This is a genomic window from Bradyrhizobium huanghuaihaiense, from assembly GCF_007830635.1.
GTDB classification, from domain to species: Bacteria; Pseudomonadota; Alphaproteobacteria; order Rhizobiales; family Xanthobacteraceae; genus Bradyrhizobium; species Bradyrhizobium huanghuaihaiense.
This window is the reverse complement of the sequence record NZ_VLLA01000027.1, coordinates 1-26,368: the sequence shown is the minus strand read 5'-3', so window position 1 is coordinate 26,368 and position 26,368 is coordinate 1. Positions and strand designations below refer to the sequence as shown.

At 64.2% G+C, this 26,368-nt stretch carries 27 protein-coding genes; 12 read left to right on the top strand and 15 right to left on the bottom strand.

Annotation, left to right across the window (positions count from 1 at the left end; translation table 11 throughout):
* The first annotated feature begins 136 nt into the window (after positions 1–136).
* Genes IQ16_RS36605 through IQ16_RS36585 form a run of 5 tightly spaced genes read left to right on the top strand, consistent with a single transcriptional unit; the run spans position 137 to position 7,875 of the window.
* A complete protein-coding gene (locus IQ16_RS36605) occupies positions 137–2,053 on the top strand; it encodes an extracellular solute-binding protein (protein WP_018646576.1) in 1,917 nt (638 codons plus the stop codon).
* Between the two features lie 14 nt (positions 2,054–2,067).
* Positions 2,068–3,942: an extracellular solute-binding protein gene (locus IQ16_RS36600; RefSeq protein ID WP_026312551.1), complete on the top strand. Its 1,875-nt coding sequence runs from the start codon at positions 2,068–2,070 to the stop codon at positions 3,940–3,942.
* Between the two features lie 2 nt (positions 3,943–3,944).
* The gene (locus IQ16_RS36595) at positions 3,945–5,054 is read left to right on the top strand and encodes a microcin C ABC transporter permease YejB (RefSeq protein ID WP_018646577.1); all 1,110 of its coding nucleotides are present in this window, start codon (positions 3,945–3,947) and stop codon (positions 5,052–5,054) included.
* Positions 5,054–6,232: an ABC transporter permease gene (locus IQ16_RS36590; RefSeq protein ID WP_026312552.1), complete on the top strand. Its 1,179-nt coding sequence runs from the start codon at positions 5,054–5,056 to the stop codon at positions 6,230–6,232. Before IQ16_RS36595 ends, IQ16_RS36590 begins: the two co-directional genes overlap by 1 nt.
* 5 nt (positions 6,233–6,237) lie before the next feature.
* Positions 6,238–7,875, top strand: coding sequence for an ABC transporter ATP-binding protein (locus IQ16_RS36585; protein WP_018646579.1), 1,638 nt, complete (start codon positions 6,238–6,240; stop codon positions 7,873–7,875).
* Between the two features lie 74 nt (positions 7,876–7,949).
* On the opposite strand, the gene IQ16_RS36580 is transcribed toward IQ16_RS36585, so the two are convergent.
* A complete protein-coding gene (locus tag IQ16_RS36580) occupies positions 7,950–8,195 on the bottom strand; it encodes a hypothetical protein (RefSeq protein WP_244636005.1) in 246 nt (81 codons plus the stop codon).
* Between the two features lie 25 nt (positions 8,196–8,220).
* A complete protein-coding gene (locus IQ16_RS36575; RefSeq protein ID WP_018646581.1) occupies positions 8,221–8,514 on the bottom strand; it encodes a hypothetical protein in 294 nt (97 codons plus the stop codon).
* A gap of 256 nt (positions 8,515–8,770) precedes the next feature.
* Here IQ16_RS36575 and IQ16_RS36570 point away from each other — a divergent pair, with 256 nt between their 5' ends.
* Positions 8,771–9,022: a hypothetical protein gene (locus IQ16_RS36570; protein ID WP_145832042.1), complete on the top strand. Its 252-nt coding sequence runs from the start codon at positions 8,771–8,773 to the stop codon at positions 9,020–9,022.
* A 35-nt stretch (positions 9,023–9,057) separates the two neighbouring features.
* On the opposite strand, the gene IQ16_RS36565 is transcribed toward IQ16_RS36570, so the two are convergent.
* A complete protein-coding gene (locus tag IQ16_RS36565; RefSeq protein ID WP_018646583.1) occupies positions 9,058–9,912 on the bottom strand; it encodes a C40 family peptidase in 855 nt (284 codons plus the stop codon).
* Positions 9,905–11,278 carry a leucyl aminopeptidase family protein gene (locus tag IQ16_RS36560; RefSeq protein ID WP_018646584.1) on the bottom strand — a complete coding sequence of 458 codons (1,374 nt, stop codon included), beginning with the start codon at positions 11,276–11,278 and terminating at the stop codon, positions 9,905–9,907. Before IQ16_RS36560 ends, IQ16_RS36565 begins: the two co-directional genes overlap by 8 nt.
* A 206-nt stretch (positions 11,279–11,484) precedes the next feature.
* Between IQ16_RS36560 and IQ16_RS47570 the strand changes: the two genes are divergently transcribed.
* The 3 genes from IQ16_RS47570 (at position 11,485) to IQ16_RS36545 (ending at position 14,375) form a co-directional block, all read left to right on the top strand.
* Positions 11,485–11,688 carry a hypothetical protein gene (locus IQ16_RS47570; protein WP_018646585.1) on the top strand — a complete coding sequence of 68 codons (204 nt, stop codon included), beginning with the start codon at positions 11,485–11,487 and terminating at the stop codon, positions 11,686–11,688.
* A gap of 286 nt (positions 11,689–11,974) precedes the next feature.
* Positions 11,975–13,468: a metallophosphoesterase family protein gene (locus IQ16_RS36550; protein WP_018646587.1), complete on the top strand. Its 1,494-nt coding sequence runs from the start codon at positions 11,975–11,977 to the stop codon at positions 13,466–13,468.
* 85 nt (positions 13,469–13,553) lie between these two features.
* Positions 13,554–14,375, top strand: a complete 822-nt coding sequence (locus IQ16_RS36545; protein ID WP_018646588.1) for a tetratricopeptide repeat protein — start codon at positions 13,554–13,556, stop codon at positions 14,373–14,375.
* Between the two features lie 60 nt (positions 14,376–14,435).
* Here the strand turns inward: IQ16_RS36545 and IQ16_RS36540 are convergent, their stop codons facing one another.
* From IQ16_RS36540 to IQ16_RS36500, 10 genes are all read right to left on the bottom strand, one after another.
* Positions 14,436–15,410 (bottom strand): type II secretion system F family protein, encoded by a 975-nt coding sequence (locus IQ16_RS36540; protein ID WP_018646589.1) that lies wholly within the window; start codon positions 15,408–15,410, stop codon positions 14,436–14,438.
* Between the two features lie 9 nt (positions 15,411–15,419).
* Complete coding sequence (locus tag IQ16_RS36535; protein WP_018646590.1) at positions 15,420–16,397, bottom strand: type II secretion system F family protein; 978 nt, start codon at positions 16,395–16,397, stop codon at positions 15,420–15,422.
* Between the two features lie 16 nt (positions 16,398–16,413).
* The gene (locus tag IQ16_RS36530) at positions 16,414–17,883 is read right to left on the bottom strand and encodes a TadA family conjugal transfer-associated ATPase (RefSeq protein ID WP_018646591.1); all 1,470 of its coding nucleotides are present in this window, start codon (positions 17,881–17,883) and stop codon (positions 16,414–16,416) included.
* 21 nt (positions 17,884–17,904) lie between these two features.
* Positions 17,905–19,173 (bottom strand): CpaE/TadZ family protein, encoded by a 1,269-nt coding sequence (locus IQ16_RS36525; RefSeq protein WP_018646592.1) that lies wholly within the window; start codon positions 19,171–19,173, stop codon positions 17,905–17,907.
* Positions 19,170–19,904, bottom strand: coding sequence for a CpaD family pilus assembly protein (locus IQ16_RS36520; RefSeq protein WP_018646593.1), 735 nt, complete (start codon positions 19,902–19,904; stop codon positions 19,170–19,172). Before IQ16_RS36520 ends, IQ16_RS36525 begins: the two co-directional genes overlap by 4 nt.
* A 20-nt stretch (positions 19,905–19,924) precedes the next feature.
* Positions 19,925–21,400 carry a type II and III secretion system protein family protein gene (locus IQ16_RS36515; RefSeq protein ID WP_026312553.1) on the bottom strand — a complete coding sequence of 492 codons (1,476 nt, stop codon included), beginning with the start codon at positions 21,398–21,400 and terminating at the stop codon, positions 19,925–19,927.
* An 11-nt stretch (positions 21,401–21,411) separates the two neighbouring features.
* The gene (gene cpaB / locus IQ16_RS36510; protein ID WP_026312554.1) at positions 21,412–22,212 is read right to left on the bottom strand and encodes a Flp pilus assembly protein CpaB; all 801 of its coding nucleotides are present in this window, start codon (positions 22,210–22,212) and stop codon (positions 21,412–21,414) included.
* A gap of 129 nt (positions 22,213–22,341) precedes the next feature.
* Positions 22,342–22,866: an A24 family peptidase gene (locus IQ16_RS36505; protein ID WP_018646596.1), complete on the bottom strand. Its 525-nt coding sequence runs from the start codon at positions 22,864–22,866 to the stop codon at positions 22,342–22,344.
* 111 nt (positions 22,867–22,977) lie between these two features.
* Positions 22,978–23,124, bottom strand: a complete 147-nt coding sequence (locus IQ16_RS46035; RefSeq protein WP_167526376.1) for a hypothetical protein — start codon at positions 23,122–23,124, stop codon at positions 22,978–22,980.
* A gap of 70 nt (positions 23,125–23,194) precedes the next feature.
* Positions 23,195–23,359 carry a Flp family type IVb pilin gene (locus IQ16_RS36500; protein WP_018646598.1) on the bottom strand — a complete coding sequence of 55 codons (165 nt, stop codon included), beginning with the start codon at positions 23,357–23,359 and terminating at the stop codon, positions 23,195–23,197.
* Positions 23,360–23,627: 268 nt separating this feature from the next.
* Between IQ16_RS36500 and IQ16_RS36495 the strand changes: the two genes are divergently transcribed.
* The 3 genes from IQ16_RS36495 to IQ16_RS36485 all read left to right on the top strand — a co-directional run bounded on the left by IQ16_RS36495 (position 23,628) and on the right by IQ16_RS36485 (position 26,030).
* A complete protein-coding gene (locus IQ16_RS36495) occupies positions 23,628–24,455 on the top strand; it encodes a sterol desaturase family protein (RefSeq protein WP_018646599.1) in 828 nt (275 codons plus the stop codon).
* 254 nt (positions 24,456–24,709) lie between these two features.
* Positions 24,710–25,207, top strand: coding sequence for a pilus assembly protein N-terminal domain-containing protein (locus IQ16_RS36490; protein WP_018646600.1), 498 nt, complete (start codon positions 24,710–24,712; stop codon positions 25,205–25,207).
* Between the two features lie 244 nt (positions 25,208–25,451).
* Positions 25,452–26,030 (top strand): TadE/TadG family type IV pilus assembly protein, encoded by a 579-nt coding sequence (locus tag IQ16_RS36485; protein ID WP_026312555.1) that lies wholly within the window; start codon positions 25,452–25,454, stop codon positions 26,028–26,030.
* 11 nt (positions 26,031–26,041) lie between these two features.
* Here the strand turns inward: IQ16_RS36485 and IQ16_RS36480 are convergent.
* Positions 26,042–26,368: transposase (locus IQ16_RS36480; RefSeq protein ID WP_488226079.1), on the bottom strand; the 327-nt coding region annotated here is incomplete at its 5' end.

Sequence of the window (26,368 nt, the reverse complement as noted above, 5' to 3'; positions counted from 1 at the left end):
TCGTTATCGGGGCGTTTGGCCGCATCCGGGAGGCCGTCCGGCCTTCCAACATGAGGAAAAAGCAACATATTCCGTCGAAACCTCGCCTATATTGGGACCTTAAAGGAGTAGCCTCCTTCAAGACAGGACTATTGATTTGGCCATTACCCGACGCGATCTCCTGCTCACCGGCGCTGCGGCCGCAGCGCTCCCCGCCCTCGGTTCCGTGGCGGGCGTTCCCGTCATCGGTGCGGCACAGGCGCAATCGGCGAGCGAGCTGCCTTCAAATGGGTTGCCTTGGCGCCATGCGCTGTCGCTGTTTGGCAAGGTCAAGTACCCCGCCGACTTCAAGCGCTTCGACTACGTCAATCCGGAAGCCCCGAAGGGCGGCGTCGCGCGCCAGATCGCCGTCGGCACATTCGACAATTTCAACATCGTCGTGTCTGGGGTGAAGGGCCAGGTCTCCGGAGCGGTCGCGTTCATCTACGAATCCCTCCTCACGCCTGCGCTCGACGAAGTCTCGACCGAATATGGCGCGCTGGCCGAAGCCGTCAGCCACCCCGACGATTTCTCCTTCGTCACCTATCGCTTGCGAGCGCAGGCTAAATGGCACGACGGCAAGCCCGTCACCGTCGAGGACGTGATCTTCTCGCTCGATTCCTTCAAGAAGCATCACCCGATGTATTCGGCCTATTACAGTCATGTCGTGAAGGCCGAGAAGGTCGGCGAGCGCGAGGTGAAGTTCGTGTTCGACGCGCCGGGCAATCGCGAATTGCCGCAGATCGTGGGGCAGCTCACGGTTCTGCCGAAGCATTGGTGGGAGGGGACCGACGCGCAGGGCCGCAAGCGCGATGTCTCCGCGACCACGCTGGAAGTGCCGCTCGGCTCCGGGCCCTACAAGGTCAAGGAATTCGTCGCCGGACGCTCGATCGCGCTGGAGCGCGTCAAGGATTATTGGGGGCGCGATCTGCCCGCCAATGTCGGCCGCAACAATTTCGACGAGCTGCGTTACGAGTATTTCCGCGACGCCACCGTGGCGATCGAGGCCTTCAAGGCCGATCAGGTCGATTGGCGCACCGAGAACAGTGCGAAGAGCTGGGCGACGGCCTACGACTTCCCGGCCGTGGCAGAAAAGCGCGTGATCCTCGAGGAGTTCGCCAATCGCAGCTCGGGTGTCATGCAGGCCTTCGTCCCGAACCTGCGCCGCGCCAAGTTTGCGGATCCCCGCGTACGTCGTGCGCTCAACTACGCGTTCGACTTCGAGGAGATGAACAAGCAGATCTTCTACGGGCAGTACAAGCGCATCAGCAGCTATTTCGACGGCATCGACGAGCTCATGGCGACCGGATTGCCTCAGGGCAAGGAACTCGAAATCCTCGAGACCGTTCGTGCCGAAGTGCCGCCCGAAGTCTTCACGACAGCCTACACCAATCCGGTCGGCGGCAGTCCCGAAGCCGTGCGCGATAATCTGCGCGAGGCGCTGCGCCTGTTCAAGGAGGCCGGCTATGAGGTGCGCGACCGCAAGCTGATCGACGTCAAGACCGGCGCACAGTTCTCGCTGGAATTGCTGAACCAGGATCCGAGCTTCGAGCGGGTCACGCTGTTCTACAAGCCGTCGCTGGAACGGCTCGGCATCGCCGTGAGCGTGCGAACGGTCGACCCGACCCAATACGAGAACAGGACGCGCGAGTGGGATTTCGACGTCGTCACCAACTCTTGGGGCGAGTCGCAATCGCCGGGCAACGAGCAGCGCGAGTTCTGGTCGTCCAAGTCGGCCGATATTGCCGGCTCGCGCAATATCACAGGCATCAAGAATCCGGCGGTCGACAAGCTGATCGAGCGGCTGATCTACGCCAGGGATCGCGACGATCTCGTCGCGGCCACCAAGGCGCTTGACCGCGTGCTGCTGTGGAATCACTACGTCGTGCCGCAGTGGACCTACACCAAGGTGCGCACCGCGCGCTGGGATCGCTTCGGCCGGCCATCGGAACTGCCCAAATACGGTCAGTCCGGCTTCCCATTCATCTGGTGGTACGACGCAGATAAGGCGGCACGGATCGCAAAGAAATCGTGAAGGATATCCCCCGCATGGCGCAGCTTTCACGCCGGCATGTGCTGGCCTTAAGTGCCGGCGGTGCACTCAGCGCCGCCCTGTTGCGCGGCGCGGCGGCGTCGGAAGGGCCGGCCGAAGCCCACGGCATCTCCGCCTTCGGCGATCTCAAATATCCCGCCGACTTCCACCATTTCGACTACGTCAATCTGGACGCGCCGAAGGGGGGCACCTTCTCGCTCATCCCGTCGGTGCGCGCCTACAACCAGTCCTACCAGACCTTCAACTCGCTCAATGCCTACATCCTGAAGGGCGACGGCGCGCAAGGCATGGACATGACGTTCGTGCCGCTGATGGTGCGTGCAAATGACGAGCCTGACGCGATGTACGGGCTGGCCGCCAAATCCGTGCAGATCTCGCCGGACAAGCTGGTCTATCGCTTCACCATGCGGCCCGAGGCGAAATTCCACGACGGCAGCAAGCTCACCGCCCACGATGCCGCGTTTTCGCTGACGGCGCTGAAGACCAAGGGGCATCCGCTGATCATCGTGCAGATGCGCGACATGGTCAGTGCGGAAGCTCTCGACGATGCGACGCTCGTCGTCATCTTCGCCAAAGGTCGCGCGCGCGACGTGCCGCTCTATGTCGCGGGCCTGCCGATCTTCTCCAAGGCGTATTATGCGTCCCGTCCGTTCGACGAGTCGTCGCTGGAGATCCCGCTTGGCTCGGGCCCGTACAAGGTCGGCAGGTTCGAGGTCAATCGTTACATCGAATACGAGCGGGTGAAGGACTGGTGGGCCGCCGATCTGCCGGTATGTCGCGGCAGCTACAATTTCGACGTCGTGCGCTACGAATTCTATCGCGACCGCGATGTCGCTTTCGAGGGCTTTACCGGCAAGAATTATCTCTACCGCGAGGAATTCACCTCCCGCATCTGGGCGACGCGCTACGACTTTTCGGCGGTGAAGGACGGGCGCGTCAAGATGGAGGTCGTGCCCGACGATACGCCGTCTGGTGCGCAGGGCTGGTTCATCAACACGCGGCGCGACAAGTTCAGGGATCCGCGCGTGCGCGAGGCCTTGATCAACGCCTTCGATTTCGAGTGGACCAACAAGACCATCATGTACGGGGCCTATGCCCGTACGGTGTCGCCATTCCAGAATTCTGATCTGATGGCCAGCAACGAGCCTCCATCGCCGGAGGAGCTGAAGCTGCTGGAGCCGTTCCGCGGCCAGGTTCCCGAGGATGTGTTCGCGGCGCCGTTTACCCCGCCGGTCTCCGACGGCTCCGGGCAGGATCGCAGCCTGCTCCGCAAGGCGCAGCAACTGCTGAACGAGGCCGGCGTGCCGATCAAGGACGGCAAGCGGGTGCTGCCAAACGGCGAGGTGTTCAAGATCGAGTTCCTGCTGGACGAGCCTTCGTTCCAGCCGCACCACGCGCCTTACATCAAGAATCTGGGCACTCTCGGCATCGAGGCGAGCGTGCGCGTCGTCGACGCCGTGCAGCACAAGGCGCGCCAGGAAGATTTCGACTTCGACATGACCATCCAGCGCTTCAGCATGTCGGCGACGCCGGGCGATGCCATGCGCGCATTCTTCTCGTCGCAGGTCGCGAACACCAAGGGCTCGTACAATCTCGCGGGCGTCGCCAGCCCGGCCATCGACGCCATGGTCGAGAAGATCATGGCCGCCGACAGCCGCGAGGAACTGACCGTCGCCTGCCGTGCGTTCGATCGTTTGTTCCGCGCCGGCCGCTATTGGGTGCCGCAATGGTATAACAAGACGCACCGGCTGGCTTATTGGGATCAGTTCGGTCACCCCCAGAAGCTGCCGCGTTACGCCAACGGTGTCGGTGCTCCCGACATCTGGTGGTATGATGGCGCCAGGGCGGCCAAGCTCGAGCAGGCGAAATAATCATGAGCGCCTATATCGCCCGCCGTCTCCTTCTGATGATCCCGACCCTGCTCGGGATCCTCTTCGTCTCCTTCGTCGTGGTGCAGTTCGCGCCGGGCGGTCCGGTCGAGCGTGTGATCGCGCAGCTCTCGGGCGCCGACACTGGCGGAACGTCGCGCATTTCGGGCGGTGGTGATTTTGCGCAGCGCGCGCCGGGGCAGGTCGGTGCCGGCGGCGATGCCATCAACTCGAAATATCGCGGGGCGCAGGGTCTCGACCCTGATTTCATCAAGAAGCTGGAGGCGCAGTTCGGCTTCGACAAGCCGGCACCGGAGCGCTTCGCGCTGATGGTGTGGAACTTTGCCCGCTTCGATTTCGGCAAGAGCTATTTCCGCGACGTCAGCGTGCTCCAGCTCATCAAGGAGAAGCTGCCGGTCTCGATCTCGCTCGGGATCTGGCTGACGCTTCTGACCTACCTGATCTCGATCCCGCTCGGCATTCGCAAGGCCGTGAACGACGGCGCACGGTTCGACACCTGGACCTCGACCGTGCTCGTGCTCGGCTATGCCATTCCCGGCTTCCTGTTCGCGATCCTCCTGATCATCCTGTTTGCCGGCGGCTCGTTCTTCAACTGGTTCCCGCTGCGCGGACTGACCTCGGACGGCTGGTCGCAATTTCCCTGGTACTGGAAGATCATCGATTATTTCTGGCACCTGACGCTGCCGCTGATCGCCATGGGGTTAGGTGCGTTCACCACCATGACGTTCCTGACCAAGAACTCGTTCCTGGACGAGATCCGCAAGCAATACGTCATGACCGCGCGCGCCAAGGGCTGCAGTGAGAACCGGGTGCTCTACGGCCACGTCTTCCGCAACGCCATGCTGATCGTGATCGCCGGCTTCCCCGGAACCTTCATCCACGCCTTCTTTTCCGGCTCGCTTCTGATCGAGACCATCTTCTCGCTGGACGGGCTCGGGCTGCTCAGCTTCGAGAGCGTGCTCAACCGCGACTATCCCGTGGTGTTCGGCACGCTCTACATCTTTTCGCTGGTCGGACTCGTGATCAACCTGATCTCCGACCTGACCTATATGTGGATCGACCCCCGCATCGATTTCGAGGCACGGGAGGTCTGATGACGATCACCGCGCCGACGCCGATCGAAACCACAGCGAAGTCGCCGCTCGGCGATGTCGTTCCGATCACGCGCAAGCCGTTCGCCCCATCGCCGCTGAACAAGCGGCGATGGCAGAACTTCAAGGCCAACCGCCGCGGCTACTGGTCGTTCTGGATCTTCATCATCCTGTTTGTGGTCTCGCTGTTCGCGGAGCTGATCGCCAACGATCGGCCGTTCCTGATCAAGTTCGACGGCCGCCTGTATTGGCCCGCCTTCGTGACCTATTCGGAGACGACCTTCGGCGGCGATTTCGAGACGGCGGCCGACTACCGCGACCCCTATTTGCAGAAGCTGATCAAGGACAAGGGCGGCACCATCGTCTGGCCGCTGATCCGTTACTCTTACGACACGCACAATCTCGACTTGCCGACACCGGCGCCGTCGCCGCCGACCTGGATGCTGACGGAGAAGCAATGCCAGCCGGTGGTGGAGAAGAAGGGGCTGAAGAGCTGCCGCGATCTCGAATACAACTGGCTCGGCACAGACGATCAGGGCCGTGACGTGGTGGCGCGGCTGATCTACGGCTTCCGGATCTCCGTGCTGTTCGGCCTTTGCCTCACCATCGTCTCGTCCGTCATCGGCATCGCGGCGGGCGCGGTGCAGGGCTATTTCGGCGGCCGGGTCGACCTCATCTTTCAGCGCTTCATCGAGATCTGGACGGCGATTCCCTCGCTCTACCTGCTCCTGATCCTGTCCTCGGTGCTCGTGCCCGGCTTCTTCGTGCTGCTCGGCATTCTCCTGCTGTTCTCCTGGGTCTCGCTGGTAGGTCTGGTGCGGGCCGAGTTCCTGCGCGGGCGCAATTTCGAATACATCCAGGCGGCGCGGGCGCTCGGCGTCTCCAACCCCGTCATCATGTTCCGCCACCTGCTGCCGAACGCGATGGTCGCGACCATGACCTTCCTGCCGTTCATCGTCTCCTCGTCGGTGATGACGCTGACGGCGCTCGATTTCCTCGGCTTCGGCCTGCCGCCGGGATCGCCTTCGCTCGGCGAATTGCTGTCGCAGGCCAAGGCCAATGTGCAGGCGCCCTGGCTCGGTTTCTCCGGCTTTTTCTCGGTCGCGATCATGCTGTCGCTTTTGATCTTCATCGGCGAAGCCGTGCGCGACGCCTTCGATCCGCGCAAGACGTTCAGGTAAGTCCGATGGACGCGATCAACCAGCCCCTGCTCAGCGTGCGCGATCTCTCGGTGGCCTTCCACCAGGGCGGCGCCACGACGCTCGCGGTCGACAAGGTCTCGTTCCAGATCAAGCGCGGCGAATGCGTCGCGCTGGTCGGAGAATCCGGCTCCGGCAAGTCGGTCAGCGCGCTGTCGATCCTCAAGCTCCTGCCGTATCCTAACGCCTCACACCCCTCGGGCAGCATCCGCTTCAAGGGGCAGGAGCTGATCGACCAGTCGGAGCAGCAGATGCGGGAGATCAGAGGCAGCGACATCTCGATCATCTTCCAGGAGCCGATGACCTCGCTCAATCCGCTGCACACGATCGAGGCGCAGATCGGCGAGATCATCCAGCTGCACAATCCGACCAGCAACGCCGAGGCGCGCAAGCGGACGCTGGAGCTGCTGACGCAGGTCGGCATCCCCGAACCCGAGACGCGGCTGAAGAGCTATCCGCACCAGCTCTCCGGCGGCCAGCGCCAGCGCGTGATGATCGCGATGGCGCTCGCCAACGAGCCGGACCTGTTGATCGCGGACGAGCCGACCACGGCGCTCGACGTCACCGTGCAGGCGCAGATCCTGGCGCTGCTCGCCGAGATCCGCTCGCGGCTCGGCATGAGCCTGCTCTTCATCACCCACGATCTCGGCATCGTGCGCCGCATCGCCGACACGGTCTGCGTCATGAAGGGCGGCGTGATCGTCGAGCAGGGGCCGGTCGAGCAGGTCTTCAAGACCCCGAAGCATCCCTATACGCGTGACCTGCTCGCGGCCGAGCCCAAGCCCGACCCGGCGCCGCCGCAGCCGAATGCGCCGGTGGTGATGTCGGCCGATGACCTGAAAGTGTGGTTTCCGATCAAGCGCGGCCTGATGCGCAAGACGGTCGGCCACATCAAGGCGGTCGACGGCGTCAGCGTCGCCGTGCGCAAGGGCGAGACGCTTGGCGTGGTCGGCGAGTCAGGCTCGGGCAAGACCACGCTGGGGCTGGCGCTGCTGCGGCTGATCTCCTCGAACGGCCGTATCGTGTTCCTCGGCAATGACATTCAGGGCCTGCGCTTCAAGGAGATGCGCCCCTTCCGGCGCGACATGCAGATCGTGTTCCAGGATCCGTTCGGCTCGCTCAGCCCGCGCATGTCGGTCGCCGACATCATTGCCGAAGGCCTCTCAGTGCATCAGCCGAAGCTGTCGGGCGAGGAACGCGAGGCGCGCGTCGTCAAGGCGCTCGAGGATGTCGGGCTCAATCCGGATACGCGTTTCCGCTATCCGCACGAATTCTCCGGCGGCCAGCGCCAGCGCATCAGCATCGCGCGCGCGGTGGTGCTGGAGCCGGATTTCGTCGTGCTGGACGAGCCGACCAGCGCGCTCGACATGCTGTTCCAGGCGCAGATGGTGGAACTGCTGCGCGAGCTCCAGCGCAAGCGCGAGCTGACCTACATGTTCATCTCGCACGACTTGCGCGTCGTCGCCTCGCTCGCCAGCCACCTCATCGTGATGCGCGGTGGCAAGGTGGTGGAGGAAGGCCAGGCCGCCGAGCTGTTCAAGAACCCGAAGACGGATTACACGCGCGCCCTGTTTGCGGCGGCGTTCCGGCTGGAGACGGCGGGCAACGGGGCAGTGGCGACATAACGTTCGTCATTCAGGGGGCGCGCGTAGCGCGTCCCCCGGGGATGCTTTTGCTTGTAGCCAAAGCGGGTTTGCACCTACCAGTCGAGTTGATCTACGCGGCGCGTTCCTTGTCGCGTTCCCTCGACCGTGGTCGCTGTTTCTTCCAGCTTCTTTTCGTAATTGCCCGCGAACTTCTCGATACTATCGGCCCACATCCTCAGCATCGAGGCCTGAAAGTGGATTATCGGCTTCAAGGCATTCATGCCGATTGCTGTCGTTGCGGCGATGCGCCGTTGTGGATCGCGCGCGAGATCGTTTGCGGTAGGGATCTTGTCTGCCATCGTATTCGTTCCTTCGCTCTGGGTGTTATGGCCTAAAGTCACCTCTCCGGTTGTGAATGCGTGCTTCCAAGCACTCGGCCAAGACTTGGTCTGCCGCGAGGCGCGCGCATTGGTCGTCATGCAGTTCATCCAATTTTTTCAAATAAGCGACTGCGGCTATTTGCAAGAGATCGAAGTCATCTTCGCCGATATCGCGAAGATTGGCGATGTAGCGGTCGAGGGCGGAACGCCTGTTATCATTCTCGCTGATGCCGCTATGGAGCAGCAAATAGTTCCGCCAAGCGAATGCACACGCGCCTTCTCTGGCCTGAGAACTCATGGGACCTCTCTAAGCCAGAGAAAGATCGACGGCGCGTTTCGTTCCGCAAATCTCTCAGTTGTAACGTTGTTCCGTAGCTGCGCCGCGAGGTGCCTGTTAGTCGCCCGAATGATCGTGCGTGTGTTCCCTGGAAATGAGCCTGGGGAACGTACGAGACTTCCGGTTCTATCTGCGTTGGAGTGTCGCAGTCGGCTTCGCCCAAATATATCGACAGACGCGGTAATATCCGACCCAAGCACTTGCCGCGGAGGCGGTGATGGTTTTGAAGCTGTCTTCGGTTACTGTTGCCTTGCTGCTGGTTGGAGCAACAGTGCTCTTGATTGCAAGCCGGCCACCTGCGTGGATACTGCTGCTGCTCGGTTCCTTCGCGCTGGCGGCGCTGTATATCGTCGCGAGAACGAGGTCGCGTTACGATCCGCTCGATCCACGCTTCGGCAGCTGCATCCCTCCGATTTCCAAGCCGAAGACCAGCACCGGCAACGTGCCGAAGCAGCATAGCGATGTCTGAGATCCATCAGATGCGGATCCGCTTCGGGCCCAACCCTACAGCCGCTTGATCGCCGCGACTTCGCTGCCGGCCTGCTTGATCCGCGCAATCGCCGGCTCGATCGGCTCAATCACCGTGGCCATGTGATGCGCGTTGGCGTGAACCATGGTGCTGGCATCGCGCACGATGGCGACATGCCCTTTCCAGAAGATCAGGTCGCCGCGTTGCAGCTTGCTCCGCTCATGTGTCTCGAGTGCGCGGCCGAGTCCCGCCAGCTGCATGTCGCTGTCGCGCGGACAGCCGATGCCGGCAGCGGTCAGTGACACCTGCACGAGGCCCGAGCAGTCGATGCCGAGGCTGCTCTTGCCGCCCCACAGATAGGGCGTGCCGATGAAGCGCTCGGCGACAGCAACGAAATCCGGCTCACGATGATCAAGCGGGACGAGGTGCGTCTTTGGCACGAAGGTCCCGTCGCGCGTCACGGCGAAGCTGCCGTCCTCGCGTGCCACCACGAGCTTCGAGCCCAGTACGAGCGTGGCGGCCGGCAGCAGTTTGATGGAAGGACCGGGGAAGGTCAACGTCCGCAGTGCGCTGACCTTGTGCGTCGGCGCGGCCACCGGCTTCGTCAGCCCGGCATCCGGCAGCCAGCCGACATAGCCATCGCCATTGAGCTGGCCCCAGGCCCAGCCTTCGCCGTTGCGATCGTAGACCGTGATGCGCTCGCCGCGCAGTGCCTCTGTCATCAGCATCGCGCCTGAGGACGGCTGCTCGCGCACGGAAGCGATCGGTTCGATCACCTCGAACTCTTCACCCTCGACGAAGCGCTGCGCCTCGACCTTGCCTTCGAGATATTTGGCGGCGAGGTCGCCCCGCGCCGGCGTCAGCCTTGGGTCGTATCCTGGATCACGCATAGCGCTCGCTCAGCAATGCGTAGATGGCGCGCGCGGCCTGGCACTCGCCGCCCTCGGGCCGTGCCGGCTTGGCCGACGGTGTCCAGCCATAGATGTCGACATGCAGCCAGCTTCCGGCGTGCTCGACGAAGCGCTGCAGGAACAGCGCGCAGGTGATCGAGCCGGCAAAACCGCCTGACGGCGCGTTGGTGATGGTGGCGGTTTTGGAGTCCAGCCACGCATCGTAAGGCGGCCACAGCGGCATGCGCCACAACGGATCGTTCTCCTTCACCGCGCAGCGCGCGACCTCGGCGGCCAGCGTCTCATCATTGGTGTAAAAGGGCGGTAAATCCGGCCCCAGCGCGACGCGCGCGGCACCGGTCAGCGTGCCCAGATCGATCAGCAGATCTGGCTTCTCCTCGTCCGCCAATGCCAATGCATCGGCGAGCACGAGCCGGCCTTCCGCATCCGTGTTGCCGATCTCGACCGTGATGCCCTTGCGCGAAGTAAAAATGTCGAGCGGGCGGAAGGCGTTGCCGGAGACCGCGTTTTCCACCGCCGGGATCAGCACGCGCAGCCGCACCTTCAGCCTCGCGTCCATCACCATGCGCGCCAGCGCCAGCACGTTGGCGGCGCCGCCCATGTCCTTCTTCATGATCAGCATGCCGCTCGACGGCTTGAGGTCGAGCCCGCCGGTGTCGAAACACACGCCCTTGCCGACCAGCGTCACCTTGGGATGATCAGGATCGCCCCAGCCGATATCGATCAGCCGCGGTGCGCGGTCGGAGGCCATGCCGACGGCATGGATCAGCGGAAAGTTCTTCTCCAGGTCTTCACCGATGGTGCAGGCAAAGCTCGCGCCGAATTCGGTGGCGAGCGCTTGCGCGGCCGCGGCGAGCTGCTCCGGACCCATGTCGTTGGAGGGCGTGTTGATGAGATCGCGCGCCAGCATCGCAGCGTCCGCGATGCGATCGATCTCGGCGGCGTCGACGCCGTCGGGCGGCACCAGGCGGACCTCTGGCCTTTCGGCCTTGCGGTAGCGGGAAAAGCGGTAGCACCCCAGTGCAAAAGCCAGCGCGGCGAGCCGTGGATCGTGCGGTGCGTTGGCGAAGCGATAGGTCCCCGGCGGCAACAGGCCGGGCAGGGCGCCCGGCCGGAACAGGTCGCGCGATCTTGCTCCTTCGTCCTCGAGGCCGAACAGCACTTGTGCGATCGCCCCATCGGATGCGGGCAGCGCGAGATAACCGCCGGGCTTGGCGGAATAAGCGCTGGCGGTCGCGAACTGGCGTTGCGCCGGCGACAGCGTCTCACGCAACCCTTCCCAGCTCGACTTGGTGACGAAGGTGATCGGAATGGCGGTTGAGGACGTCTCGAAGACAGAGGGCATTGGCGGGTGTCCGGATCGTCAGGTCAGGCAGGTCATGCGAACTCCAGAAGACTTCGCAGAGTTTTGCCGTGGCCGCAATCGGCTTTGCCGTCACCTCGGTGAGCCGCTACTCGCAGCAAGTGGGCCATGCTAGGTTCCGACAATGGCTGTCAGGTGTACGGAGATCGCCGGCAGCCGAAAGGCGAGGCCTGCCGGGAGGAAATGCAATGGAATTTCTGTGGAGCGTGGTCACATTCATCGGCCAGGCCGTCGAGGCGATCTTTGGCTATGTCGAGCATCATCATTGGATCTTTGCCTTCCTTGCCGGCGGCTACGTCTTTTATCTTCACGATCGCTCCGTCCACGCACGCTTCGATGCGCTCGACAAGCGCGTCGACGAAATTCGCAAGCGGCTGGCCATCGAATATTGATCGGACGAAACGAAACCGCTGTGCGGGAGCTCTCGTATCCACGTTGAGAACTGCCGTTCACGAGAGCGCGGTCGCAGGGCTTTACTAGCGCTGCGGTTGTGGCATTATTGGCGAACATTTTAGATTGTGCCGGGCATTTCTGCAGGCATCGAGCGCAGGAATGCGGTTGCCCGGGTGATCCTTGCCTGGGCTGAGACCGGCATCAAGCTATTCGTCGAAGGCAATTTCTGAAGGCAATTTCTCTCATCGTTTTGGGCGGCGCAGCATTCGCAATGAGCGGCGCAAAATGGATAGATCGTTCGTTATTGCGCAGATCTCCGACCTGCATCTGGACGGGTCAGGCCGGCTGCTCGCGACGATCGAGGCGCTTGGCACTGCTCTGCGCGAGAGCATGGCGGATTTCGCCGACGTTCCCGATCGCATCCTGCTGATCACCGGCGATCTCGTCGACGATCCAACGCCGCGCGCGCTCGACGAAGCGCTCGCGGTCATCGCGTCCTTCCGGCAGACCGGACTGTTCACCGACATCCAGGCGGTCGCCGGCAATCACGACGTCAAGCGGGCGAGCCAGCGCGCGGGCCGTCACGACGTCTATGATTACCTGCATCTGCCGCGGACCTCGAAGAGCGTCTACTACCGCCAGGCCGGCCTTGATCTGGTACTGCTGGATTCAAATCGCGCAAGCCTCGCGACGCTGGCGAGCGGCACGATCGACCAGAGCTCCTACAGCGCCATGGTCGCCGATTCCGCCCGGCTGAGTGTCGAGCTTGCAGGCAGCCTTGGATCGGCGGGACGCGCCGATTATTTCGAGCCGGCCGAAAACCTGGTGCGGGTGCTGGCGATGCACCATCATCCGCTGCCGCAGGCGACCGGCGAAGCAAAGCGGTTCCTCGGCGCTCCGGACGAGCCGCTGATGTATCTCGCCGCGCCCGCGACCTTGCTTGAAGCGGCGACCTCGCTCAACGTCGATCTGGTCCTGCACGGTCACCGGCATGTCGAGGGACTGACCCGCTATTCGATTCCCGATCCGCGCGCGACGCGGAGCAACGGCAGTGAAGCGTTCTGGCGCACCGTCTACGTGCTGTCCTGTCCGTCCTCGACCGGGCAGGGCGGCGACGATGCCGGATTCAACATCATCCATTTTGGCCCAATGTCCGATGCCGGCAATTCGGACTATGGATTTGCGATCGCGCGCCATTCGCGGCCGCGCAATGGTGGCGGCTTCCGCCTGCTCGACTCGAACCTGCCGGACGGCGTCATCCGCCTGCCGGCAGGGCGGGATTATTCCCGCGATCCCGCCGTCCAGACGGCGATCGAGATTGCTTCAATCGCGACGCTGAGGCGGGATCTGGTGGCGGCGCTGGCGCGCCGGCTGCTGATGCGCCGTGCCTTCTACGCCGACGGCGAGCCGGCTTCGGTGAATGCGCTCCACGCCTATCTGGTCACCTCTCAGGCCTGGGCCGATCTCGACCGCAAGTTCTCGAGGTCGGGGACCAGGCATGGCGCCGACGCGGTTGCCGCGGTGGCGCTACTGCTGCGCCGGTTGGTCGAGCAATCCGCCGGCGTGCTCGGCATCGATCAGCTTCAGCTCGACGAGCTCCTTGCGCGGCGTGTGGTCAGCCGTGAGGATCTCCGGCGCGAATGCCAGGGAATGCCACGCACGGGTACCGAGGCCGAGGCGCAGGTGCTGCAACTGCTGCGGGACATCAACGCGCAAATGAAGGAGCTCGGCCTCGATCTGGGGCTCGGTGGCGAGGCCCCGCCACCGACGCCGCCATGAGGGCCCGGCGTTAACCGGCCATTAGGGTTAACAGTCTATTGCTGGCGCGTTCGGCTCGATCCATCCGCTCGAGAGTCAAAGCGTCATGCGTCAACGGTTCAGTCCTGCCCGGCTTCTTGCGTCTGCCTCTCTCGTCGCGATGGTGGCGGTCAGCCTCGGCGGCTGCACGGCAATGTCAAAGCTCTCCGACGTCACCGGCTCGATCGGGTCGGCGGGGTCGCGCGCGGAGGCCGCGCCCACCGATCCCGCGCGCGCCGTCGAGTTCTATGGCGAGCGCTACCGTGCCAATCCCAAGGACGCCGAGGCCGCGCTTGGCTATGGCCAGGCCCTGCGCGCCAACGGCCAGCGCGCCCAGGCCGCCGCCGTGCTCGAGCAGGCGACCATCGCCAATCCCGGTAACAAGGCGCTGCTCGCCCAGTACGGCCGCGCGCTCGCCGACAACGGCAATTTCCAGCAGGCCTTCGACGTATTGTCGAAGGCGCATTCGCCCGACAATCCGGACTGGCGCCTGCTCTCGGTGCAGGGCACGGCGCTCGATCAGATGGGCCGTCACGAGGAGGCGCGCTCGTATTATGCGAGCGCACTGAAGATCGCACCGGGCGATCCCGGTGTGCTCTCCAATCTCGGCCTGTCCTACATGCTGTCGAAGGACCTGCCCAAGGCCGAAGAGGCACTGCGGCAGGCCTATGCATCGCCGCGGGCGAGTAGCCGGGTGCGGCAGAATCTCGGCCTGGTCGTCGGTCTCCAGGGCCGCTTCGCCGAGGCCGAGACCATCGTGAAGGCGGACCTGCCGCCGGACCAGGCCGCGGCCAATGTCGCCTATCTCAAGGACATGCTGAACCGCAGCGAGGGCCAGCGCGGCGCGCCGAAGCGGACGCCGGTCGCCTCGCTCAGCCAGTCCGACTGATCGCCCCGCATTATCTCGTCCTGATTGCCGAGGCGGACCGCACGCGGTCCGCCTTTCGCGTCACTGCAGCTCGGAGATCTTGATGCCGGTCGGCCCGAGAATGACGACGAACAGCACCGGCAGGAAGAACAGGATCATCGGCACCGTCAGCTTCGGCGGCAGCGCGGCGGCCTTCTTCTCGGCCTCGTTCATGCGCATGTCGCGGTTTTCCTGCGCCATGACGCGCAGCGAGTGCCCGAGCGGAGTGCCGTAGCGTTCCGCCTGCTGAAGCGCGAGACAGACCGATTTGACGCCCTCGAGCCCGGTGCGCCGCGCCAGGTTCTCGTAGGCCACCTTGCGGTCCTGCAAATAGGAGAGCTCGGCGGTGGTCAGCGCGAACTCTTCCGACAGCGCGATCGACTGGCCAACGATCTCGGTGGCGACCCTCCGGAACGCCATTTCGACCGACATGCCGGATTCGATGCAGATCAGCAGCAGGTCGAGCGCGTCGGGAAAGGCGCGCCTGATCGAGAGCTGGCGCTTGGAGATCGCGTTCTTGAGGAACAGCATCGGCGCCTGCAGGCCGGCATAGGCGGCGCCGATGCAGATACCGATCTTGACCGGCAGCGGCTTGTCCATGTGCGCGATCAGGAACACGTACAGGATCGAGCCCATGAACAGCACGAGCGGAGCGACCATGCGCGCAAACAGGAAGGTGATGTAGGGCGCCTGGCCGCGGTAGCCCGCCATGATGAGCTTGTCGCGGGCGGCTTCCTGCGCGAGCCATTTGGTGAGGTTGAAGTCCTCGACGACCTTGGAGACGATCTGCTTCGGCGTCTGGCGCAGCGAGACCTTTTCGTTCTTGTTGAGGCGGTCGCGCTCGCGCTGCCGGATGCGTTCGCGTTCGCTTGCCACCGCCTTCATGCGCTTGGAGAGGCCTTCGCCGGCGAACAGCGGCATCACCAGCGTATAGACGGTGGCGCTGGCGGCGATGGCCGCCAGCAGCATGGTCATGAAGCGGACGTCATGAAGTTTCGAAACGAGAAATTCGACCATACGCCACCGTCAGAAATCGAAGTTGATCATCTTCTTCATCACCAGGATGCCGATCGACATCCAGATGACGCAGCCGACCAGCATGAGCTGGCCGGTAGGATGGGTCCACAGCAGCGAGATGTAGTGCGGCGTCGTGAGATAAACGAGGAACATCACGATCGGCGGCAGCGAGCCGATGATGCCGGCCGAGGCCTTGGCTTCCATCGACATCGCCTGGATCTTTTCCTTCATCTTCTTGCGGTCGCGCAGCACCTTGGAGAGGTTGCCGAGCGCTTCGGAGAGATTGCCGCCCGATTTCTGCTGGATCGAGATGACGATCCCGAAGAAATTGGCTTCCGGCAGCGGCATGCGTTCGTAAAGGCGCGAGCAGGCTTCGCCGAGCGGCATGCCGATCGCCTGCGTCTCGATGATGGCCAGGAATTCGCTGCGCAGCGGCTCGGGCGAATCGGCGGCGACGACCTTGATCGATTCGAACAGCGGCAGGCCCGCCTTGATGCCGCGGACGATCACGTCGACGGCGTCGGGCAGCGCCTTCAGGAATTTGGCTTCGCGACGCTTCTTCAGGAAGCCGAGTGCCCAGCGCGGCAGGCCGAGGCCGCCGGCAAAGGCAAGGCCGGCGGCGCCGAGCAGGCCGCCGCCGACGAACATGGCGGCCGCGAACAGCACGCCCGCCACGACGGCGGACACGATCCAGAATTTCTGCGGTGTCCAGTCCAGCCCTGCCTGTGACAGGCGGACGCTGAGCGGAACGCTCTTTTCCTGCTGACGCCGTGCCTCGAGATCCTTGAGCGAGCTCTCGACCTGCTCGCGGCGCGAGCGCTGGCTCTTTTCGGTCTGCTTGGCTGCCGGCGCGTCGGCGCGTGCGATCGAGGCGCGGCGGTTCTCCGCCTGCCGTTCTCCTGATAGCAACGGATAGAGGAAGACCCAGGCGATGCCGCCCACAGCGGCGGTGGCGAGGAAGGCGAGGGCGAGGACCTGCATGTTCATGACGTCGCTGACCCGCTCATTTCGTCGGCGCCACTTCCGCAGCGTCCAGTGCGGCGGCAAGGCGCTTCTCGTCGCCGTAATAACGGGCCCGTTCCCAGAACTTCGGCCGGCCGATGCCGGTCGAGCGGTGCCGGCCGATGATCTTGCCGTTGGCGTCCTCGCCGACCAGGTCGTAGACGAAGATGTCCTGGGTGATGATGGTGTCGCCTTCCATGCCCATCACCTCGGTGATGTGGGTGATGCGGCGCGAACCGTCGCGCAGGCGCGCCGCCTGGACGATGACGTCGATCGAAGCGCAGATCATCTCGCGAATTGTTCGCGACGGAAGGGAAAAGCCGCCCATCGTGATCATGGATTCGCAGCGCGAGAGAGCCTCGCGCGGATTGTTGGCGTGCAGCGTGCCCATCGAGCCGTCATGGCCGGTGTTCATGGCCTGCAGCAGGTCGAACGCCTCGGGTCCGCGGACTTCGCCGACGATGATCCGTTCAGGACGCATACGCAGGCAGTTGCGCACCAGCTCGCGCATGGTGACCTGGCCCTCGCCCTCGATGTTGGGCGGGCGGGTCTCGAGCCGCACCACGTGGGGCTGCTGCAGCTGGAGCTCGGCGGCGTCCTCGCAGGTGATGACGCGCTCGTCGTGTTCGATGTAGTTGGTAAGGCAGTTGAGCAGCGTGGTCTTGCCCGAGCCGGTACCGCCGGAGATCAGCACGTTGCAGCGGACGCGGCCGATGATCTGGAGGATCTCGGCGCCCTCCGGCGAGATCGCGCCGAACTTGACGAGCTGATCCAGCGTCAGCTTGTCCTTCTTGAACTTGCGGATGGTGAGCGTGGGCCCGTCGATCGACAGCGGCGGCACGATGGCATTGACGCGGGAGCCGTCGGCGAGGCGTGCGTCGCAGATCGGCGAGGATTCGTCGACGCGCCGGCCGACCTGGCTGACGATGCGCTGGCAGATGTTGAGGAGCTGCTGGTTGTCGCGGAAGCGGATGCCGGTACGCTGGATCTTGCCGGCGACCTCGATGTAGACGGTGTTGGCGCCGTTGACCATGATGTCCGCGATGTCGTCGCGCGACAGCAGCGGCTCCAGCGGACCGTAGCCGAGCACGTCGTTGCAGATGTCGTCGAGCAGCTCCTCCTGCTCGGCGATCGACATCACGATGTTCTTGATCGCGATGATCTCGTTGACGATGTCGCGGATTTCCTCGCGCGCGGACTCGGAGTCCAGCTTGGCGAGCTGGGCGAGATCGATGGCTTCGATCAGCGCGCCGAAGATGGTCGCCTTGACCTCGTAATAATTGTCAGAGCGCCGGTTCTCCATGGGAGGAGGCGGCGGGGCTTTGATCGGGGCGAGCGGCGGCGAGGCGACGGCCGGCGGGGGCGGCGCGCGCGACACCGTCGGCGCCGGAGCCGGGGCAGGCTCTGGCGACACGGCGCCGGGCTTGGGGGCCCGAAGATCGGTGTCTGTTCCGCTACGCTTACCGAACACTTAACGACTCCATGCGGCGGCTTATTTTCCCCGCAACTTCTCAATCAGGGGTGAAAGCAAGGATGACTTTTGTTTCTTCGTCTCGCTGCGGCCGGTCAGGCGCTGGGCGATCTGGAGGAACATCTCGATCGACTTGTGGTTGGCAGAGATCTCCGCGATCATCTGGCCGTTGTTGGCTGCCGAGCCGAAGATCTGCGGCTCGAACGGGATCGAGACGACCGGCTGGCTCTCGATCGCCTTGGCGAACTCGGTGGCGGCGATTTCGGGCCGCTTGGGGACGCCGACCTGGTTCAGGCAGTAGAGCGGCGGCCGGTCGTTCGGGCGCGAGGCCTTCAGCAGGTCGAACAGGTTCTTGGTGTTGCGCAGATTGGCGAGGTCCGGCGCCGCCACGATCAGGATGTCGTCCGCGCCGATCAGGGCGCGCTTGGTCCAGCCCGACCATTGGTGCGGGATGTCGAGCACGATGCACGGCATGGTGGAGCGAAGCGTGTCGAACACGGCGTCGAAGGCGTCGGTGCCGAAATCATAGACCCGGTCGAGCGTGGCAGGCGCCGCCAGCAGGCTAAGGTGGTCAGTGCATTTCGACAGCAGACGGTCGATGAAGGCGGTATCGACGCGATCGGGCGAGAACACGGCGTCGGCAATGCCCTGCGGCGGGTCCTGATTGTAGTCGAGCCCGGCGGTGCCGAAGGCAAGGTCGAGATCGGCGACCACCGCGTCCATCGCGAGATCGCGTGCGATCGCCCAGGCGACGTTGTGGGAGATGGTGGATGCGCCGACGCCGCCCTTGGCGCCGACCACCGCGATGATGCGGCCGACCGCCTTGGCTTCCGGTGCGGAAAACAGGTTGCAGATCGAGCGCACGACGTCGATGGGGCCGACCGGCGCGAGCACGTAGTCGCTGACACCGCGACGCACCAGCTCGCGATAGAGCGTGACGTCGTTGATGCGGCCGATCACCACCACGCGGGTGCCGGCGTCGCAGACGGTGGCGAGCTGGTCGAGGCCCCCCAAAAGGTCGTTGCGGCCGTCGCTCTCGAGCACGATCACGTTCGGCGTGGGCGCCGAGCGGTAGGCTTCGATCGCGGCGGCCATGCCCCCCATCTGGATCTTCAGGTGAGCCTTGCCGAGGCGGCGATCCTCGCCGGCCGACTGCACCGCGGCAGCCGTCTCCACGGTCTCGCAGAAGGCCTGGACCGACACGCGCGGCGCGGGCGCAATATGCTCCTCGACCGGCGGGAGCGATGCTTCCGGCTGCTCTTCTTGGGACTGGCGAGCGTAACTGATCATTTGCCGGTGTCGCTGAGTTTGGCCTTTTCGGCGTCAGGATAGATGACCGCGGTCGGAGTTCCCTTGCGATATTTCTCGAACGCGGCGGTGCGTCGCGTCGTGTAGGACGGCGTTTCGGAACGCGGCTGCTCGAGGTCCGCCGGGTTGTCGACCATGGCGGCCATGTTGCGCTGATAGGCGCAGCCGTAATTGTAATAGTCCTTGTTCTCGAACCAGCTCTTGTTCTTCATCGAGGGGCCGATGTCCTCCGGCCAAAGGCCGCAGGGACCCGCGACTGCGGCGATCCTGGAATAGGTCAGCCGGATCGGCGGCAGGAAGCGCTTGTCCGTCGGCTGGTAGGGACGGGTGATGATGCCGCGCGGGGGAATGCCCGCAGCCGCCAGCATGGCCTGGATCTCACGCATCGATTCCGCTGCCGGGCGCGTATTCGGCGTGCCGGACGGCACGTCGATATGGATGGCGCCGGTGCCTTCGTGCAGCCAGGCCGATGCCAGGCCCATCACGTCGGCGCGCTGGGCGGCGGTCAACCCGCCGCGGGCGTGGCCGACGAAGACGACGATCGAGCGGTTCTGCTCCTCGACCGCGATCGGGTGACGCTGCTTGTAGTCGTCGGGGATGGAGGCGGTCATCACCTCGTCGTGCTGGCAGCCGCCGAGCGCAAGCGCGATGCCGACGAGCGCGCCACCGAAGCGGATGGCGCGTTGGCGAAGCTGGGGTGGTCTTGTGATCATCGTGAAGTCCCCGTTCCGCCTCAGTCGGTGATGAAGCCGTAGGTGCCACGGTAGTTCCGGGCCGGTTCGGTCCGGCCAGGCACGCCGTAGATGCGGTTGATGTTGCCGATCAGGCCGGCCTGCGGGTCGGCAGGCGCGGCGAAGCCGTCATCCGGTCGCGACAGGTCCTTCGGCGCTGCTGCGCGAACGACATAGGGCGTCACGATCACGACCAGCTCGGTCGCGTTGTTGACGAAGTCGCGGCTGCGGAACAGCGTGCCGAGGACCGGAAGCTGCATCAGGCCCGGCAGTCCGCTCACCGCCTGCTTGGTCTGCTGCTGGATCAGGCCGGCCATCGCCATTGCGCCGCCGGAGGGAATTTCCAGCGAGGTTTCGGCGCGGCGGGTCCGGATCGAGGGCACCGTCACCGAGTTCACCGACGTCGAGGTCACGGCCTGCGACAGCGTGATCGAGTTTTCGTTCGACAGTTCCGAAACCTCGGTCATCACCCGCAGGCTGATCTTGCCTTCGGTCAGAACCACCGGAGTGAAATTGAGCGAGATGCCGAACTTCTTGAAGCTGATCTGGGTGGTACAGACATGCGTGGTGGGATCGCACGCATAGCCCGCCGGCACCGGGAATTCGCCGCCGGCGATGAAGGTCGCCGATTCCCCGGAGATCGCGGTCAGGTTCGGCTCGGCCAGCGTCCGGATCACCCCGGCGGTCTCCATCGCGCGCAGGGTGGCCTGTACCGAAGGCGTCGCGCCGAACTTTGTGGTCAGGCTGTTGCCGTCCACGAGATTGTGGCCAAGGGCGGTAAACGGGTTGGAATTGGTGAAGCTCACCACCGAGGTGCCGTAGTTCAGGTTCGCCGAGAGGTCGATGCCGAGCTGCTTGACGATGTTGCGCTGGACCTCGGCCACCGTCACCTTCAGCATGACCTGATCGCGGCCGCGGACCACGATCGAGTTCACCACCTTGTCGGCGCCGCCGGCGAGCCGCGCGGCGAGTTCGTTGGCCTGCTGCGCCTCCATCGGACTCGCCACGCTGCCGGTCAGCACGACACCCTCGCCGAGCCCGTCGATCTGGATGTCGGAATTGGGCAGGACCTGCTTCAATGCGGCGCGCACGCCGTTGAGGTCGCGCTTGACCGCGATGTCGTAGGCCGCGATCTGCTGGCCGGCGGAATCGAAGAACACGATGTTGGTCTGGCCGACCGAGGCGCCGATGATGTAGGCGCGCTGCGCCGAGCGCACCACCGCATTGGCGATCTTGGGGTCGGCGACCAGCACGTCCTTGATGTCGCGCGGCAGGTCGATCACGATCGATTTGCCGACGCCGAGCGAGAGGAAGCGCGCGTTCATCTGGCCGTCGGCGGCGGCCGGCGCCACGGGGCGGTAGTCGGCGGCGACCACGGGGGTCAGCGCCGGGTTGAGCACCAGCGCGAGGGCGGCCGAAAACGACAGGGCGCGGACCACGGAGGTTCGCATCGTCGTCAAATCTGCCCTGCATTTCATATCGACTGCCCTCATCGTGCCTTTGCCGTCGCGCTCGGGATGCCGTAGCGAATGATCGAAACGCCATCGCGCTTCTGTGCGGAATCATCGAGCGTGATCTCGCTCATCTTGACGTCGACGATGCTGCGCAGCGCCAGCGACAGCGTGCCGCTCTGGCGCGCGGCGGATAGCGTCGCCGTCTGTGCGGGATTGAGCTCGAGGGTGACGGTCTTGCCGACCACCGCGTTCTGGCCGTCCTTCTCCTTCGGCGCCTGGTCGATCGCCAGGACGCGGATGTTGGCCAGGATGATCTCGGAGGTGATGAGATCGGGAGCGCCGCTGCTCTGGTCCGGGTTCTTGAGGCGGCGGGTCAGAAGCACGTCGACGCGATCGTTGGGCAGGATGAAGCCGCCCGCGCCGGTCTCGGGCGAGATCTCGGTCGAGATCGCGCGCATGCCGGTGGGCAGGATCGCCGCCATGAAGCCGGAGCCCTCGGCCTTGACCAGCTTCTGGTCGCGGATCGGCTCACCCTGGATGAAGGGGGCGCGCGCGATCGAGCCCGTCACCTGGGTCGCGCCCTCCGGGCGCTCGTTGCGGCGGATGAAGGTAGCGCTGGCGGTCGCGGCCGGCCAGGTCTGCCACTGCACGTCTTCAGGCTTGACGGTCTGGCCAAGACCGATGTCGTTCTTGGCCACCAGCACGTCGACGGTCGGAAGCTGCGCGACCGGAGCCGCTGGAGGCGGCGCAGAATTGTCCGAGCCGCTCGCCAGGTACGCGGCGACGCCGCCGGCGCAGATGGCGACCGTCAGGACGACAATGCGTGCCCTATTCATACGCTTCACTTTCCAACAAAAACGCCGCGACGCTGCCGCCGCCGTAATCGGCAGTTGACCAGCTATTCGTCAAAGCATGGTTAATGAGGCGTATCTAAATCGGCTTAACGCCGGGTTTACCCAGGGCGTTCAGCGCAGTGCGAGGTGAGCGAGGTCGATCGCCTTCACCCATTCGGTCTCCGGGTAGACCATCAGCGCGCTCAGCGCGAGCGCGATGCCGTAGGGAATGCCGCTCTCCTTGGCGTGCAGTCGTGCAAGCCAGGCCTGGCCCGCGAGGCCGTAGGGCAGCGGCCATTGCCGGAACTGGAGCAGGAGCAGCGTCAGCGCTCCGCCGAACAGCGAGGCGTAGAGCAGGAAGTTCATCAGGTGCGCGAAGCCGAACCAGAGCGCGACGGAGGCCGCGACCTTGGCGTCGCCGCCGCCGATCCAGCCCATCGCAAAGCACGTGAAGGCCACGACCAGCAGAAGCGCGCCGGCGCCGACATGTGTGAGCATCTCGTAAGGTGCCATGCCACCGGCAAGGGCGAGCACGAAGAAGCCCGCGACCAGCGCCAGCGACACACGGTTCGAGATGGTCATCGTGAAGAGATCGCTCGCAGCCGCGAACGCCATCAGGGCCGGGAAGATCATGAGGCGCGCAAGGTCGAGGATCATGGGCTGCGTCTTGAGGCCTGGGTTTGTCGCGGGATCTGCCGTCGCGCGATGCTAGCCGGCAGTGCTAAACAAACCGACAATGGCGGCAGCGAGAACCCCGTAGCGGCCCGCTCACCAGAGGCTGGCGATGCGCGCCGCGAGCGCGACCGTTGCGAGCAGCAATGCAAGGCACACCCAATAGGCCGGCGAGCCGGTCGGCGCCGCCTGCGCCTCGCTCGCCGCAACCGCGGCATCCGTTCTGTACTTTCGCAACGCCACTGGAACTCGCCGTACTCGGAAAAACAAAGGCCCCGGAGGTCCGGGGCTTTTGCCGTCGTTTGTCGGTCGCTTACTTCAGCGAGCTGCTGATCGAGCCGAACTTGGTGTTCAGCGTGCTGCCGAGATTGTTGACGACGGTGATGATGGCCAGCGCGATGCCGGCGGCGATCAGGCCGTATTCGATGGCGGTGGCGCCGGATTCATCCTTGGCGAAACGCGCAATCAAGTTCTTCATGAACAAACTCCATCTTGGGTGGGATCGCCTCGTTCGGCGCTGTCGTTGACGCGATGACCATGAGAGCCGAGCTCTTTCGGTAGAGTTAATTCGATCGTGTAAACCCAATTGCTGCGCGATGCTTTTGCCCAGAGTGAATCTCACCTTAAAGCACCCATCGAAATTCGCTCCGGTTCCGGACGCACTGCAACTGCGTCGCCGGCTTCACCCTCCCTTAAATTTCGCGGAGTAGGCGTAAGGGGACCAGCAATTCGGAAGAGAGGCGACGATGTCGAGCCTGCCCATGCAAGTCGCCCTGATGCTCGGCGAGACCATTGCGAAGGTGGTCCCCGTCACTTTCGTGCTCGCGCTGGTCTTCACGGTGCTCGAGCATTTCTGGGCCTGCAATCCCGGCCTGCCGTGGTGGCGCAAGCGGGAGATCGTCACCGACATCTGCTACTGGTTCTTCGTCCCCGTATTCGCCCGGACCATGCGGATCGGGCTCCTGATCGTTGGGGCGGGCGTCTTCTTCAACATCCACGACGCCGACGATCTCATCGCCTTCTACGACAACGGCCACGGCCCGCTGGCGCAATTGCCGCTCTGGGTGCAGGCCGCGCTGTTCCTGGTGCTGTCGGACTTCATGCTGTACTGGCTGCACCGGCTCTTCCATGGCGGCGAGTTCTGGAAGTACCACGCGATCCATCACTCCTCCGAGGAGATCAGCTGGATTTCGGCGGCCCGCTTCCATCCCGTCAATCTCGTGCTCGGCACGATCGGGGTCGACGTCGTGCTGCTGATGGCCGGCATCTCCCCGAACGTCATGATCTGGGTCTCCCCGTTCACGACCTTTCATTCGGCCTTCGTGCACGCCAACCTGAACTGGACGTTCGGGCCGTTCAAATATGTGCTGGCGACGCCGGTATTCCATCGCTGGCACCACACCCCGCTCGAAGACGGTGGCGACACCAATTTCGCCGGGACGTTCCCGATCTGGGACGTGCTGTTCGGCACCTTCCGCATGCCCGAGGGGAAACTGCCGCAGGACTACGGCAAGGACGAAGCGACCATGCCGAAGGGGATCGGAGGGCAGCTTGCCTATCCGTTCCGCCGCTAAAGCATGATCCGGAAAAGTGCGAAGCGGTTTTCCGGAAAGTTCATGCGTAAACAACAACCTAAAGCGCGATGACGATTCATCCCAATCTCATCGCGCTTTAGGGTGCTCCAGAGCGGCAAATCGTCAGTCCGTTCAAACAATAGAACGCGAATTTGCGGAACGTTCACGAATTGAGGGCAGGTTAGCGGGGTCGGGCACCGGCTCCGCTGTATCTGATCGCTTCTGCCGGTTTGTGACGTCCCGGGGGTAAGAGTATGCGTAAAGAACTGCTGCGCCGCCATGCGCGCGTCTGTCTTCTGGTTGCGGCTGCGGTGCTGGCATTGCCTTCTGCCGGCCTTGCCGAATCCACCGCCGATACCATCGCCGTCAATGTCGACCAGGCCAAGCTGGTCCGGCTGCCCGGCAAGGTGGCGACCATCGTGGTCGGCAATCCCCTGATCGCCGACGTCACGCTCCAGCCCGGCGGCATGATCGTCGTGACCGGCAAGGGCTACGGCGCCACCAATTTCATCGCGCTGGACCGGGCCGGCGAGATCCTGGTCGACCGCCAGATCCAGGTCGAAGGTCCGAGCGATCGGCTCGTCACCGTCTATCGCGGGGTTGAGCGCGAGTCCTACAGTTGCCTGCCGCTCTGCCAGCGCCGCGTGACGCTGGGCGACAGCGACAACTACTTCAACACCACGATGGGCCAGGCCGGTTCGCTGAGCAGCAATGCCAGCGGCAACGCCGGCGCGGGCGCCAAGACCAACTAGCAAGACCAACTAGTAAGTCAGATCGGCGAGGTGCTTGGGCGGGATCGTGTGGTCCGGGCACCTGCACCGGCGAGGACGAGCTCTTCTTCCTGCGCCCCTTCTTCCGCGCGCCTCGGGTGGTCCCTGGTTAACGGCCCCTTAACGGCGCGCGTCGCCGGCCGCGGCCGGCCTGCAACACTTAAACAATCAGTTTTAGCTATTTCATTGAGCGGATGATCGCCGCTGGCTGGGGAAATTTGACGCGATGCCATCGCCTGCACCTGTGAGGTTCACGTTCCGAACCGTGCTGCGTCGGTTTCGCGGCAATCGCCGCGGTTCCGCGGCCGTCGAGTTCGCGCTGGTCGCGCCGATCTTCTTCGCGCTGCTGTTCGCCATCATCGAGACGGCGCTCATGTTCTTTGCGAGCCAGGTGCTCGAGACCATCACGCAGAACTCTGCGCGGGTGGTGCTGACCGGGCAGGCGCAATCGGGTTCGGTGACCGCCTGCGCGGTGTCCGGCGTCGGCACGCCGTGCACGCAAGCAACGTTCAAGACCTACGTCTGCAGCCAGATCCCGGCGCTGTTCGATTGCAGCAAGCTCTATGTCGACGTCACGAGCTACTCGTCCTTCTCTGCGGTGACGTTGTCGAGCCACATCGACGGCTCCGGAGGTTTCGACACGAGCATGAGCTACAGCCCGGGCAGCGCCGGCGACATCGTGGTGGTGCGGCTGTTCTATCAGTGGCCACTGTTCGTCACCGGGCTCGGGTACAACATCGCCAATCTCACCGGCAGCAAGCGACTGCTGGTGGCCACGGCCGCGTTCAAGAACGAGCCTTACTAAAGCGTCGTCCGTTAAGAAGCCGGATTGATCGAGGCTGGCCGGGCGAGCGTGCGCCATAGCTGGGCCAGGAACAGGCACAAGAGATATCTCAGCCAGGCGAGGATGCGGCGGAAGTTGTGTCCGACGGCTGAGAGGACGACGTTGGCGGCATCGCCGGCGCGGCCTTTGAGGTAGCAGCGCCCGAGGTGGCCTTCCGCCTTCAGGTGTCCGATGATGGGCTCGATGGCGGAGCGGCGGCGCAGCTCGCGCTTGATGACACCGAAAACGCCGCGCTTCTGGCCGGAGATGAAGACGCGACGGGGATTTTGTGCGTCGTGGCCGCGGTATCCCTTGTCGAC